At 72.6% G+C, this 12,832-nt stretch carries 13 protein-coding genes; 7 read left to right on the top strand and 6 right to left on the bottom strand.

Annotation, left to right across the window (positions count from 1 at the left end; genetic code table 11):
• Positions 1 to 57: 57 nt before the first annotated feature.
• Positions 58 to 1,428 carry a cation:dicarboxylase symporter family transporter gene (locus tag AB0K09_RS07235; protein WP_366064295.1) on the bottom strand — a complete coding sequence of 457 codons (1,371 nt, stop codon included), beginning with the start codon at positions 1,426 to 1,428 and terminating at the stop codon, positions 58 to 60.
• Positions 1,429 to 1,576: 148 nt separating this feature from the next.
• Here AB0K09_RS07235 and AB0K09_RS07230 point away from each other — a divergent pair, with 148 nt between their 5' ends.
• From AB0K09_RS07230 to AB0K09_RS07215, 4 genes are all read left to right on the top strand, one after another.
• The gene (locus AB0K09_RS07230) at positions 1,577 to 3,286 is read left to right on the top strand and encodes a sensor histidine kinase (RefSeq protein ID WP_366064294.1); all 1,710 of its coding nucleotides are present in this window, start codon (positions 1,577 to 1,579) and stop codon (positions 3,284 to 3,286) included.
• Positions 3,283 to 3,966 carry a response regulator gene (locus AB0K09_RS07225; protein ID WP_366064293.1) on the top strand — a complete coding sequence of 228 codons (684 nt, stop codon included), beginning with the start codon at positions 3,283 to 3,285 and terminating at the stop codon, positions 3,964 to 3,966. The genes AB0K09_RS07230 and AB0K09_RS07225 overlap by 4 nt, the downstream gene beginning before the upstream one ends.
• Before the next feature lie 84 nt (positions 3,967 to 4,050).
• A complete protein-coding gene (locus AB0K09_RS07220) occupies positions 4,051 to 5,415 on the top strand; it encodes an extracellular solute-binding protein (RefSeq protein WP_366064292.1) in 1,365 nt (454 codons plus the stop codon).
• An 89-nt stretch (positions 5,416 to 5,504) separates the two neighbouring features.
• A complete protein-coding gene (locus tag AB0K09_RS07215) occupies positions 5,505 to 6,311 on the top strand; it encodes a sugar ABC transporter permease (protein WP_366064297.1) in 807 nt (268 codons plus the stop codon).
• Between the two features lie 32 nt (positions 6,312 to 6,343).
• Here the strand turns inward: AB0K09_RS07215 and AB0K09_RS07210 are convergent, their stop codons facing one another.
• Entirely contained in the window at positions 6,344 to 7,450 is a 1,107-nt protein-coding gene (locus AB0K09_RS07210; RefSeq protein WP_366064291.1) for a helix-turn-helix transcriptional regulator, read from the bottom strand.
• A gap of 148 nt (positions 7,451 to 7,598) precedes the next feature.
• Between AB0K09_RS07210 and AB0K09_RS07205 the strand changes: the two genes are divergently transcribed.
• Positions 7,599 to 7,892: a hypothetical protein gene (locus tag AB0K09_RS07205; RefSeq protein WP_366064290.1), complete on the top strand. Its 294-nt coding sequence runs from the start codon at positions 7,599 to 7,601 to the stop codon at positions 7,890 to 7,892.
• Positions 7,892 to 8,044, top strand: coding sequence for a hypothetical protein (locus AB0K09_RS07200; protein WP_366064289.1), 153 nt, complete (start codon positions 7,892 to 7,894; stop codon positions 8,042 to 8,044). The genes AB0K09_RS07205 and AB0K09_RS07200 overlap by 1 nt, the downstream gene beginning before the upstream one ends.
• Before the next feature lie 18 nt (positions 8,045 to 8,062).
• Here the strand turns inward: AB0K09_RS07200 and AB0K09_RS07195 are convergent, their stop codons facing one another.
• The 3 genes from AB0K09_RS07195 to AB0K09_RS07185 all read right to left on the bottom strand — a co-directional run bounded on the left by AB0K09_RS07195 (position 8,063) and on the right by AB0K09_RS07185 (position 9,929).
• Positions 8,063 to 8,512, bottom strand: coding sequence for a VOC family protein (locus tag AB0K09_RS07195; protein ID WP_366064288.1), 450 nt, complete (start codon positions 8,510 to 8,512; stop codon positions 8,063 to 8,065).
• 42 nt (positions 8,513 to 8,554) lie between these two features.
• A complete protein-coding gene (locus AB0K09_RS07190) occupies positions 8,555 to 9,259 on the bottom strand; it encodes a VC0807 family protein (RefSeq protein WP_366064287.1) in 705 nt (234 codons plus the stop codon).
• 76 nt (positions 9,260 to 9,335) lie between these two features.
• On the bottom strand, positions 9,336 to 9,929 hold the full coding sequence (locus AB0K09_RS07185) for a TetR/AcrR family transcriptional regulator (protein ID WP_366064286.1): 594 nt from the start codon (positions 9,927 to 9,929) through the stop codon (positions 9,336 to 9,338).
• Positions 9,930 to 10,079: 150 nt separating this feature from the next.
• Here AB0K09_RS07185 and AB0K09_RS07180 point away from each other — a divergent pair, with 150 nt between their 5' ends.
• A complete protein-coding gene (locus AB0K09_RS07180; protein WP_366064285.1) occupies positions 10,080 to 11,753 on the top strand; it encodes an MFS transporter in 1,674 nt (557 codons plus the stop codon).
• 79 nt (positions 11,754 to 11,832) lie between these two features.
• On the opposite strand, the gene AB0K09_RS07175 is transcribed toward AB0K09_RS07180, so the two are convergent.
• Entirely contained in the window at positions 11,833 to 12,810 is a 978-nt protein-coding gene (locus tag AB0K09_RS07175) for an aldo/keto reductase (RefSeq protein WP_366064284.1), read from the bottom strand.
• Positions 12,811 to 12,832: the final 22 nt, after the last annotated feature.

The raw sequence follows: 12,832 nt of genomic DNA, 5'->3' as shown, positions 1-12,832 counted from the left end.
ACCGGGTGCTGCCACTGTGGGGAGTGGCCGCCGTGGGGGCGGTTCGGGGGCGGGGGCTCAGGCCGCGACCGGCTCCTTCTCGCCCTCGGCCGGAGGCGGAGGCGGCAGCGGCGCGTGATCGTCGGCCGTCAGCGTCGTCTCGTCGAACGGCAGGCGTCCCGCCAGCACCTCGCCCAGCCGCTCGCGATCGATCTCCTTCGTCCAGGTGCCGATCAGCACCGTCGCCACCGCGTTGCCCGCGAAGTTGGTCAGGGCGCGGGCCTCGCTCATGAAGCGGTCGATGCCGACGATCAGGCCCACGCCGTCGACCAGTTCGGGCCGGTGCGACTGGAGGCCGCCCGCGAGGGTGGCCAGGCCCGCGCCCGTGACGCCCGCCGCGCCCTTGGAGGCGACGATCATGAAGAGCAGCAGGGAGACCTGCTGGCCTACGGAGAGCGGCTTGTCCATCGCCTCCGCGACGAACAGCGACGCCATCGTCAGGTAGATGGCCGTGCCGTCCAGGTTGAAGGAGTAGCCCGTCGGCACCGTGATGCCGACGACCGGCTTGCTCACGCCCAGGTGCTCCATCTTCGCGATGAGCCGGGGCAGCGCCGACTCCGACGACGATGTCGAGAGGATCAGCAGGAACTCCCGCCCCAGATACTTCAGCAGCGCGAAGACGTTCACCCTGGCCACCAGCCGCAGCAGGAGTCCCAGCACGACCACCACGAACAGCAGGCAGGTGGCGTAGAAGCCGGCCATGATGACGGCCAGCGACTTCAGCGCGGCCACGCCCGTGGCCCCGACCAGCGCCGCCATCGCGCCGAAGGCGCCGACCGGCGCCACCCACATGATCATGGCGAGGATCCGGAAGACGAGCTTCTGGAGGTGTCCGATGCCGCGCAGCACGGGTGCGCCCGCCGGGCCCATCGCCTGGAGCGCGAAGCCCGTCAGCAGGGCGACCAGCAGCGTCTGGAGGACCTGGCCGCCGGTGAAGGCGGACACCAGGGTCGCCGGGATGATCCCGAGCAGGAACTGCTCCGTCGACTCGTGCGCGCCCTTGGCCTGGGCCTCGCCCGCGTGCCGCAGCGCGTCGGTCAGATGCAGTCCGCTGCCCGGCTCCAGCAGATTGCCGACCACGAGCCCGATGGCGAGCGCGACCGTCGACATGACGAGGAAGTAGCCCAGCGCCAGCCCGCCGACCGCGCCCACCTTCGCGGCCTTCCGCACGGAGCCGATCCCGAGCACGATCGTGCAGAAGATGACCGGCGAGATCATCATCTTGATCAGATTGACGAAGCCCGTGCCCAGCGGCTTGAGCTCGACCGCCACCCCGGGCGCCGCGAAGCCCACCGCGATGCCGGCGAGCACGGCGGCGATCACCGCGATGTACAGATAGTGGGTCCGGTCCGGCCTGCGGCCGGTGTCGCTCGCGCGCACCGCTGTCACGGTCGCCTCCTCGTCGCGGCTTGGTCTCGCTGGTTCGCGCCCCGCTCCTTTGACGAGTGGGGTCCCGGAGACTATGCACGGCCTTGTGACGGCGGTCACCCTTGCGTGCATTACGTTCACGAACCTCCCGCGAGGCACACTGTCCGCCATGCCGAGACCGCCCAGACCTCGCCCCCGCCTGCCCCGCAGCCTCGCCGGCCGGCTCTTCGCCGTGCAGACCGTGCTGGTGGCGGTCGTGGTGGCCGGTTGTGCCGTCTTCACCTACCTCTCCGACCGGGCCCAGGCGGAGGAGGCCGCCCGCCGCCAGGTCACCGCCGCCGCCACCGCCGTGGCCGCGTCCCCGGCCGTCCGGGACGCCGTCGGCGCGGCCGACCCGGCCGCCGAGCTCCAGCCCTACGCCGAGCGGATCCGCCGCGACACCGGGGTCGACTTCGTGACGATCATGAGCCCGGAGGGCATCCGCTGGACCCACCCCGACCCGGCCCGCATCGGCGAGCCCTTCCTCGGGCACACCGGGCCCGCCCTGCGGGGGCGCACGTTCTCCGAGACGTACACCGGGACGCTCGGCCCGTCGGTACGGGCCGTGGCACCCGTGCGCGGCGACGGGGGCGCCGGCGGAACGGGACCGGTGGTCGCCCTGGTCAGCGCCGGCATCACCGTGGACGCGATCAGTGCCGAGATCAGCCACCAGGTCGGCGCGCTCCTCGTCACCGCGCTGGCCGCCCTCGCGCTCGGCGGCGCCGGTACGTACCTGCTCAACGCCCGGCTGCGGCGCCAGACGCACGGCATGAACGCCGAGGAGCTCGGCCGCATGCACGACTACCACGAGGCCACGCTGCACGCGGTGCGCGAGGGGCTGCTGATGCTCGACGGGCAGCGCCGCGTCGCCCTCGTCAACGACGGCGCCCGCGCCCTCCTCGGCCTGGGTGACGACGAGGTCATCGGCCGGCCGGTCGTCGGGCTCGGCCTGCCGCCCGCCCTCACGGCGGCCCTGCTGGCCCCCGGCCCCCGCGTCGACGAGGTGCATCTGACCGCCGACCGCGTCGTCGTCCTCAACACCTCCCCGGTCTCCAGCGGCGAGCGCCGCGGCACGGTCGTCACGCTCCGGGACCACACCGAACTCCAGGCGCTCTCCGGCGAGTTGGACTCGGTGCGCGGCTTCGCGGAGGCGCTGCGCTCGCAGGCGCACGAGGCGGCCAACCGGCTGCACACGGTCGTCTCCCTGATCGAACTCGGCCGCGCCGACGAGGCCGTCGACTTCGCCACCGCCGAACTCGAACTCGCCCAGGCCCTCACCGACCGGGTCGTCGGGGCCGTCTCCGAGCCCGTCCTCGCCGCCCTCCTGCTGGGCAAGGCCGCCCAGGCGGACGAGCACGGCGTGGAGCTGACCATCACCCCCGACACCCGGGTCGACGACGGCCTCCTCCCGGCGGACCTGCCGCCCGGGGACCTGGTGACGATGCTGGGCAATCTGATCGACAACGCGATCGACGCGGCGGCGGGCGGTGTGCCCGGGGCCGGCGTCACCGTGACCGTCCGCGCCGACGACGACAGCGGCGAACTCCTCCTGCGCGTCACGGACACGGGCCCGGGGGTCGCCCCGGAGGCGGCCGACGAGATCTTCCGGCGCGGCTGGTCGACGAAGTCCACGGCGCCGGCCGTGGCCTCCCCCTCCGGCGCGGCCACCGAAGGCGCCGGCGTCGGCTACGGCCGGGGGCTCGGCCTCGCACTCGTCCAGCAGGCCGCACGCCGCAACGGCGGAACCGTCACCGTCGGCAACAACCCCGGAAGCGGCGCCGAGTTCACCGTGCGGCTGCCCCTGCACGCCGCCCGCACCCCCGCCGAGGTGACCGCATGAGCGCGCCGCAGGCGATCCGCGTGCTCGTCGTCGAGGACGACCCCGTCGCCGCCGACGCCCACGCGCTGTACGTACGGCGCGTGCCCGGGTTCGTCCTCGCCGGGATCGCGCACTCCCGCGCCGACGCCGTGCAGCAGCTCCAGCGGACGCCCGTCGACCTGCTCCTCCTCGACCTGTTCCTGCCCGACGGGCACGGGCTGCCGCTCGTCCGCTCCCTGCGCTCCGCCGGTCATGCCGCGGACGTCATCGCCGTCACGTCCGCGCGTGATCTGGCGATCGTCCGGGAGGGCGTCTCGCTCGGGGTCGTGCAGTACGTGCTCAAGCCGTTCACCTTCACCACCCTGCGCGACCGGCTCCTGCGGTACGCGGAGTTCCGGGCCGCCGCGGGGGAGGCGAGCGGGCAGGAGGAGGTCGACCGGGCGCTCGCCGCGCTACGGGCGCCGCAACCCGTCGCGCTGCCCAAGGGGCTGGCCCCCGACACCCTCCAGGCGATCACCGGCGCGCTGCGGGCCGCCGGGCCCGACGGCGTGTCGTCCGGCGCGGCCGCCACCGCGCTCGGGATCTCCCGGATCACCGCACGCCGCTACCTGGAGCACCTCGTCGGCACCGGCCGCGCCGCCCGCGCCCCGCAGTACGGGCAGATCGGCCGCCCGGAACTGCGCTACCGCTGGCTCGGCTGAGCCCGCCGCCGGGGCCCGGACGCGTGGGCTCCGGCCAACAGGGGAACGTAGGACTCGACTTCACAAGGTGCAGGAGGTCGTGCCGTGCGCCCCACCGCTCCCTTGCTCATCGCCCTCTCCGTCTCCGCCGCCGTGACGCTGACCGCCTGCGGCGACTCCGGCGGCGATCCCGACACCGTCAGGCTCGCCTACCAGCGCAGCACGGACAACAAGGTCCGGATCATGGACGACTACCTGGCCGGCGTGCAGAAGGAGTTCGAGCGCGCCCACCCGGGGAAGAAGCTGAAACTCGTCCCGATCCAGGCCGCCCAGGCGGACTACTACACCAAGCTCCAGCAGATGATGCGGTCCCCGAAGACCGCGCCCGACCTGGTCCGCGAGGACACCTTCATGATCAAGTCGGACATCACCAGCGGCTACCTCAGACCGCTCGACGACAAGCTGGCCGGCTGGAAGGACTGGTCCCGCTTCCTGCCCGCGGCGAAAGCGGCCGCGCGGGGCGAGGACGGCAGGACCTACGGTGTCCCCGACGGCACGGACACGCGCGGCCTGTGGTTCAACAAGGAGATCTTCGCCAAGGCCGGCCTCCCGGCCGACTGGCACCCCCGCACCTGGCAGGACGTCCTGGACGCCGCCCGCACCGTCAAGCGCAAGGTCCCCGGCGTCATCCCGCTCAACGTCTACACCGGCAAGGGCCCCGGCGAGGCCGCCACCATGCAGGGCTTCGAGATGCTGCTGTACGGCACCGGGCCCGACCCCCTCTACGACCCGGCCGCGAAGAAATGGGTGGCCGGCGGCCAGGGGTTCCGCGACTCCCTCGACTTTGTCCGCACGGTCTACGGCGAGAAGCTCGGCCCCGACCCGTCCGACGCCCTCGACCCCAACATCGGCACCCGCGTGGCCACCGAGTGGCTGCCCGGCGGCCGGCTCGCCATCGCCCTCGACGGCTCCTGGCTCGGCCAGAACTGGCTGCCCACGGGCGGCAAGCCGTGGCCGCGCTGGTCGGAGGTGATGGGCCGGACCGCCTTCCCGACGCGCACCGGCGCGGCCCCGGGCCGGGTCAGCCTCTCCGGCGGCTGGACCTGGTCGATCACCGCCAAGTCCGCCAGGGCGGACCTCGCCTGGGAGCTGGTGGAGACCTTGCAGACCCGGGCCAACGCCGTGGAGTGGAACGTCCGTGACGCGGAGATCGCCGTCCGCGACGACGTGGCCGCCGACCCCCGCTACCGCTCCTCCATGCCCGGCGTCGGCTTCTTCACCGGCCTGGTCGCCGACACCCGCTACCGCCCCGCCCTGCCCGTCTACCCGCAGGTCTCCGGTGCCATCAGGGAGGCGATGGAGGCGGTCACGACCGGGGACGCCACGGCGGCCGAGGCCGCCAGGCGCTACGACGAGCAGCTGACGTCGATCGTGGGCGGCGCGTCCGGCGTGACCGTGAGGGACCGGTGACACCGCCCGCGACGGGCCACGGTGCCGCTCGCCGCGCCGCTCGCCGTGCCGCCATCCGATGGCTGCCGATCGCCCCGGCGACGGCGCTCATGCTGCTCTTCCTCGCCGGCCCGATCGCCTACTGCGTCTACCTGGCCTTCACCGACACCCAGCTCACCGGCCAGGCGACGGCCTCCTTCACGGGCCTCGCCAATTTCCGCCGCGCCTTCGCCGACGACGGCTTCCGCAACGCGGTGCTGCTGACGCTCGTCTTCACCGTCGTCTCCTCGCTCCTCGGCCAGAACACCCTCGGCTTCGCCCTGGCCGCCCTGATGCGGCGCGCCTCCCGGCCCGTGCGCACGCTGGCGGGCTCGGTCGTCATCGCCGCGTGGGTGCTGCCGGAGATCGTGGCCGGCTTCCTCCTCTACACCTTCTTCAACCGGCGCGGCACGCTCGACGCGATCCTTGAGCAGCTGCATCTGCCCACCCAGAACTGGCTGTTCACACTGCCCATCCTCGCCGTCTCCTTCGCCAACGTCTGGCGCGGCACGGCCTTCTCCATGCTCGTCTACTCGGCCGCCCTCGCGGAGATCCCCCAGGACGTGGGGGAGGCGGCCGAGGTCGACGGCGCGAGCGGCTGGCGGCGCCTGTGGTACATCACCCTGCCGATGCTGCGCCGCTCCATCGGCACGAACCTGATGCTCAACACGCTCCAGACCCTCTCGGTCTTCGGCCTGATCTGGGCCATGACGCGCGGCGGCCCGGGCAACCGCAGCGAGACGCTGCCGGTGTTCATGTACGACCAGGCGTTCCAGAAGTCCCTGATCGGCTACGGCACGGCGGTGGCGCTGCTGCTGTTGCTGGTGGGGGCGCTGTTCTCGGCGGTGTACCTGCGGTTGCTGCGGGCGGAGGTGTGACCGTTCGGGGCGCCCCCTGCGGGAGGCGGAGGTCAGGCTCCTTCCACCTCGGACATGAGGAGCCGCAGCGTGAGCGAGTGCTTCTCGGCAGGCAGCGCGTCGAGCGCGGCACGCGCGTACGCCACTCCGCCGGATACGTCGCCGGACCGGGCCAGCATCAGCCCCCGGTGCATTTCCAGGTGCGTGGCGAACCGGGGGAGCGAGGCGGGCAGCTCACGCCGCGCCGCGTCCTGCGCGGCCACCGCCGTCGATTCGTCTCCGAGGCGGGCGGCCAGCAGCGAGACGAAGACGTTGAGCCGCCACCACGGAACCGCGTAGTCGCTGGTCTGCTCGTAGGACCCGGCCGCGTCGAACACGCGACGCCCCTGCTCCATGAGCCGGCGTGCGGTGGCGACGTCGCCCCGGACGGCAGCCGCGTGCGCCTTGCCGTAGATGGCGTTGAGGAGCCCGAGTGACGGCTTCTCGCTCAGCGCCATCGCCTGATCGGCCAGCACGTCGGCGACGCCGAGCGCGGCGCCCTCGTAACCGAGCGCGATGGCCGCCCGGCCCCGGACCCATACCCGCGTGTCGTTGTCGCCGGACCGGTCGGCCGCCTTGGCCGCCATGCGGTACCACTGCACCGCCCTGGAACCGTCGGAGCCGGGAAAGGTCTTCGCGTAGAGGGTCATGAGCCGGGAGGCGACCGACCACAGGCGCGGGTCCTCCAGCTGCTGCTGGATCACGACGAGTTCGCCGGACACTCGGCGCTGGATGTCCGCGGCGCCGAGACTCATGTACTCGGTCCCGTAGGTGGCCAGCTTGGCCTCCCAGTCGTCCACGGACGGTCCGCCGCGAAGCCGGGCGGCGAATCCCACGCTGAGCAGGTCCGAGGCCACCACCGGCGCTATGGCGGTGGCCGCCACATCGGAGAGGAACCTGCGACGTTTCACTTCACCCTCCAGGACCGCTAGGGGCACGTCCAGGACGGCCGACAGGCATCGGAGGTAGAACGCTCCCGGTACCACCTTGGAACGTTCCCAACGGCTGATGTACTCCCGGTCGAGCCCGGTCATGAAGGCGTCGTTGATCTCGTCCGCCAGCCGTCCCTGGGACCAGCCTCGCGCCTGCCGCAGGTCCCTGATCAATGCGCCAATGGCCATGGAGCCATCTTGCCGCCGGAACCGCCCCGAGGAGGGGCAAGCACCGATGTTCGAAGGGAAGTTGCCCCTAGGCGTGCCCCTACGCAGCAGCCCCTGAGGACGGGAGGTTGGGTGCGCACACACGACCACCCGGAAGAGGCAGGCAGCCATGGCAGAGCAGCAGGGGACACGGGGCGATCGCCCCGCGTTCGTCGTCGACCCGGCCGGAACGGCCGCGTGGTCGCCGCGTCCCGGTGACCTGGTCACCGACACGTCGCGCGACCGCATCGGCAAGGCCGTCGGCTGGGACGGCGCGGAGGTGATCATCGCCCCGCTGGACGGCGGGGCCGCCTGGAACACCGGCACGTACCGCCCCGCCAATGACCACGAGCGCCTGAGGGCGCGCGTGATTCTCCTGAACCGGGAGCACGGCCGGTCCGGGCTCCGGGGGTGGGACCGGTGATGTTCGCGCTGTCGCCCGCCGTCCCGCTGACCTACCGGACCGAGCCGCAGCGGCGGCACCCCGAGGATTGCCAGGACAACGCCACCGGCCCCGACACCGAGGTGTCGGGGCCGGCAGCGGACGACGAGGACCGCGAGGAAGTGAACCCGTGATCCACGGCGGACACCTCGTCACTGCACGCAGAACTCGTTGCCCTCGGGATCGGCCATGACGACATGGTTGCTGCCGGGCTCCTCCACCGTTCCCAGGACCGTGGCGCCCAGCTGCCGCAGTCGCTCGACCTCCGCGTCCCGGCGCTCCGGCCCGAAGTGCAGGTCCATGTGCAGCCGGTTCTTGCCCTGCTTGGGTTCCGGGACCGCCTGGAAGAGGACGCGCCGGCCGTGACCGACTCCCGTCGCGGCGTCGACCGGGTCCTCCGGGTGCCGTACGGCCGCCGCGTGCCGCCACACCTTGCGGCCGTCGGCCTCGGTGACGGCGTCCTCCGTGACGAGGCCCGCGGCCAGGAGGCGCTCGATGAGCGCGCTGTGGTCCTCGTTCTCGTACTCCAGGGCCGCGGCCCAGAAGGCCGCGAGCCGCAGCGGGTCGGCGCAGTCGACGACCAGTTTCCAGTGCACTGCCATGGGTCTCGTCCTCCGGGATCCGGCGCGGTGTTGGTGCGGAGACTACGCGGCGGTGGCCGCCGCGGCCGCGGCCGCGGACGCCGCCTCGCCCTTGGCGCGGGCCTGCTTGGAGTAGCGGATGGTCCAGAAGATCACGGCGGCCGGCACGCCGTAGGCCAGCACCGAGTTCACGGTGACCATGGCGTCCGTGCTCAGCGCGTACGAGAGCCCGACCCGCACGACCGCCTCGGCGAGGTAGGACACGCCCCAGACCGTCGTGATGATGCGGATCGTGCGGCGGAAGCCGGGCAGCGCCCACAGGCCGTTCCAGCGCTCGACGCCCTCCTTCGTGCCGTCCGTGCCGAACTTGCGGCCCGTGTAGAACATCAGCGGCCGGGGAGCGGCGAGCGACGCGAGGCACACCACCCCGAACAGGCCGGTGATGAAGGAGTCCTTCACCAGCAGCAGCCGCGTGGAGTGCGGGCCGACGGCGGTGACGACGAGCGTCAGGACCATGAAGATCAGGGTCACGACGGCGAACTCGTCGATGCGCCGGTGCCATATGAGGTAGACGGCCATGTCGACGACCGGCCAGAGGCCGGAGACCACGAGGGCGGTGAAGTCGCCCCAGCCCGCCCCGGTCAGCTGGTTGTAGGTCACCACCGGCATGACGACGTTCAGGACGATGGAGACGATCCAGCTCAGGACCCTCGTCCTGCCGGCGCGCCCGGACGGCGCGGCTGGTGCCGAGGACGGTTCTGCGGACATGACATTCCCCCCAAGATCAATAATGAAGTCGGAGGGACGATAGGCGAGTTTCGGCCACCCCGGCAACCGGTGGCGATCAAGAGATCCGTACGGCGAGCTCCGCCGCGTGGTCGGCCGGTACCCCCACCGCCATCAGGGCCGTGACGGCGGCGCTGCGGCCCGCCTCCCGCGGGGCCAGGACGCCGTCGTTGACGGCCTGCATCAGGCCGAAGAGGAGCTGTTCGCGGACGTACGCCAGCGCCACCGCCGGCAGGGGCGAGCTGAAGCGGCCCTCGTCCAGACCGCGCTGGAGGATCGCCGCGCACTCGCGGCGCACCGGCTCCAGGCGGCGGTGGATCCCCTCGACCGTCACGCTGCGCTGGGCCAGCGAGATCAGCAGGCGGTAGCCGTCGGCGATCTCCCACACCGCGAGCATCGAGCGGGCGAGGGCCTCGGCCGGGTCGGTCACGCCCTCGACGGCGGCGGCCTGGGCGGCGCCGACGGTCTCCGCCGCGTCGTCGACGAGGGCCGAGATCAGCGCGTCGCGGCTGGGGAAGTGCGCGTACACCGTGCGCCGGACGACGCCCGCCGCCCGTGCGATCTGGTCCATGCTCGCGTCCGCGTCGCGCAGCAGCTCCGCCAGCGCGATGTCCATGATGCGGCGGCGATTGGCGTCCGCTCTGCCGGTCATCGGTGTCTCTTCCCGCTCGGGCCGGGGCCCTGGTGGCCGTCCGCACGCCCCCTCATTTTGCACACTGCCGTGCAGTCCCGTAATTTGCACACCAGTGTGTAATTGCACAGTCGTGTGCAAGTGGCGAGAGATGGAAGAAGGGGAGGGCCGATGGGCCTCGGGGTGTCGACACCCGTCGACAAGATGGACGGTCCGTACAAACGGCGCTGGGCGGCACTGGGAGTGCTGTGCCTCAGCCTGCTGATCATCGTGATGGCCAACACGTCCCTGACGGTGGCCGCGCCGGACATGGTCAAGGACCTCGGCCTGGGCAGCTCCGACCTGCAGTGGGTCATCGACGGCTACACCGTCCCGTACGCGGCGCTGATGCTGATCCTCGGCGCCGTCGGTGACAAGTACAGCCGCCGCGGGGCGCTCGTCCTCGGTCTGCTGGTCTTCGCCGGGGCCTCCGTGGCCGGCTCGCTGGTCGACAGCGCGACCGGTGTCATCACCGCGCGCGCGGTCATGGGCGTCGGCGCCGCCATGATCATGCCGGCGACGCTCTCGCTGCTCGCCGCGACCTTCCCGCGCGAGGAGCGCGCCAAGGCGATCACCATCTGGACCGCCACCGCCGGCCTCGCCATCGCCGTCGGCCCGCTGGTCGCCGGCGCGCTGCTGGAGGACCACGGCTGGGCCTCCACCTTCCTGATCAACGTCCCGATCGCCCTCCTCGGCGCCGTCGGCGCGCTGCTGCTCGTACCGCCGTCCAAGGCGGCCGGCGTCGACAGGATCGACTACGTGGGCGGGGCGCTCTCCGTCGTCTGGGTCGGCTCGCTGATCTACATGATCATCGAGGGCCCGCACTTCGGCTGGGGCACCAAGGCGATCGTCGCCGCCGTCCTCGCCGGCGTGGGCCTGGTCCTCTTCGTCCTGTGGGAGCTGCGCCACCCGCGCCCGGTGCTGGACGTCCGCCGCTTCACCAAGCGCGCCTTCGCCGGTTCGACGATGGCCGTCGCCCTCTTCTTCCTCGCCGTCTTCGGCGCCTTCTACTACCTGACCCAGCACCTGCAGTTCGTGCTCGGCTACTCGCCGCTCGACACGGGCGTGCGCATGCTGCCGCTGGCCGGCGCGGTCTTCGTCGGCGGCGCGCTGACGGCCGTGCTCACGCCGAAGCTCGGCATGAAGGTCACCGTCGCGTTCGGCATGACGGTCGGCACGGTCGCCATCGCCCTGCTCACGCGGGTCGACGAGCACTCCGGCTACGGCGACTTCGTCCTGCCGCTGGTCATCCTGGGCCTGGCCATCGGTCTGTCCCTGTCGCCCTGCACCAACGCCATCATGGGCTCCTTCCCGGAGGACCAGCTCGGCGTCGGCGGCGCGGTCAACAGCACCTCCATCGAGATGGGCGGCTCCCTGGGCATCGCCATCCTCGGCACGGTCCTGGCCAACACCTACTCCGACAAGCTCGGTGACGCCGCCGCCAAGGCGGCCGCCGCCGGCGGCCCGAAGATCCCGCCGAAGGCGCTGGACGCGGCACAGGACTCGGTCGGCGCGGGCCTGTACGTGGCCCAGAAGGTCGGCGAGACCGTCGCCGCCCAGGCCGCGCCCAAGGTCGGCCTCCAGCAGGCCGAGCAGCTCGGCGCCCAGCAGGCGCAGACCGTCGTCGACGCCGTGCACAAGGCGTTCTCGGACGCGGTCGCCCACACGAGCCTGGTCGGCGCGATCGTCCTCGGCGCCGGCACGGTCCTGGTGGCCTTCCTGCTGCCGGGCCGCGGTGCGGCGAGCCCGGAGTCGGACGAGCGGCCCGACGCCGAGCGCGAGCCGGAGCCGGCCGCCCGCGCCTGACCGCCGACGCTCCCCCAGCCCGACGCGCCCCCTGACAACCCCGACCGTCAGTGGGGCGCGTCGCATGTCCGGACACCTCCTAGAGGTCGACCTGCGTCAGCCTGACCGCGTCGTAGCGCTCGCCGGCCACCGCGTCGCGCGGCACCGCCTCGTCGAGCGCCGCCAGGTCCCCGGCGGTCAGCGTGACGTCCGCGGCCGCCGCGTTCTCCTCCAGGTAGCGGACCCGCTTGGTGCCCGGCACGGCCGTGACGTCCGGGCCCTGGGCCAGCACCCAGGCGAGGGCGAGCTGCGCGGGGGTGACGCCCTTGGCCCCGGCCAGCGCCCGTACCCGCTCGACGAGGGCGAGGTTCGCGGCGAGGTTCCCGTCCTGGAAGCGGGGAGCCGTGCGGCGGAAGTCCCGCTCGCCGTACGCCTCGGTGCTGAAGGCGCCGGTCAGCAGGCCCCGTCCGACCGGGCTGTACGCCACGAGGCCGATGCCCAGCTCGCGCAGGACCGGCAGGTGCGCGTCCTCGACGTCCCGCGTGAACAGCGAGTACTCGTACTGGCCGGCCGTGATCGGGTGCACGGCGTGGGCCCGCCGGATCGTCGCGGGGGCCGCCTCGGAGATGCCGAGGTGGCGCACCTTCCCGGCGGCGACCAGCTCGGCCATCGCACCCCAGGTCTCCTCGACGGGTACGTCCGGGTCGACGCGGTGCTGGTAGTAGAGGTCGATGTGGTCCACACCGAGCCGCCGCAGGGACGCCTCGCACGCCGAACGCACATACTCCGGGCGCCCGTTGACGCCGACCGCGGTGCCGTCGGGGCGCCGCTCGACGCCGAACTTCGTGGCGAGGACCACCTCGTCCCGGCGGCCCGCGATCGCCCGGCCGACCAGCTCCTCGTTGGTGAACGGGCCGTAGGCGTCGGCGGTGTCCAGGAAGCCCGCCCCCAGGTCGAGGGCCCGCCGGATCGTGGCGAGCGAACCGGCTTCGTCGCCGGGCGCGTAGTAGTCGCTCATCCCCATGCAGCCGAGGCCGAGGGCGGGGACGCGAAGGGCGGCGAGGGCACGCGTGTGCATGGATGCGCTCCTTGGAACCAGG

Source organism: Streptomyces sp. NPDC049577, from assembly GCF_040675635.1.
GTDB lineage: Bacteria > Actinomycetota > Actinomycetes > Streptomycetales > Streptomycetaceae > Streptomyces.
The sequence above is the reverse complement of the archived record's forward strand: the minus strand, read 5'-3'. Positions and strand labels throughout refer to the sequence as shown.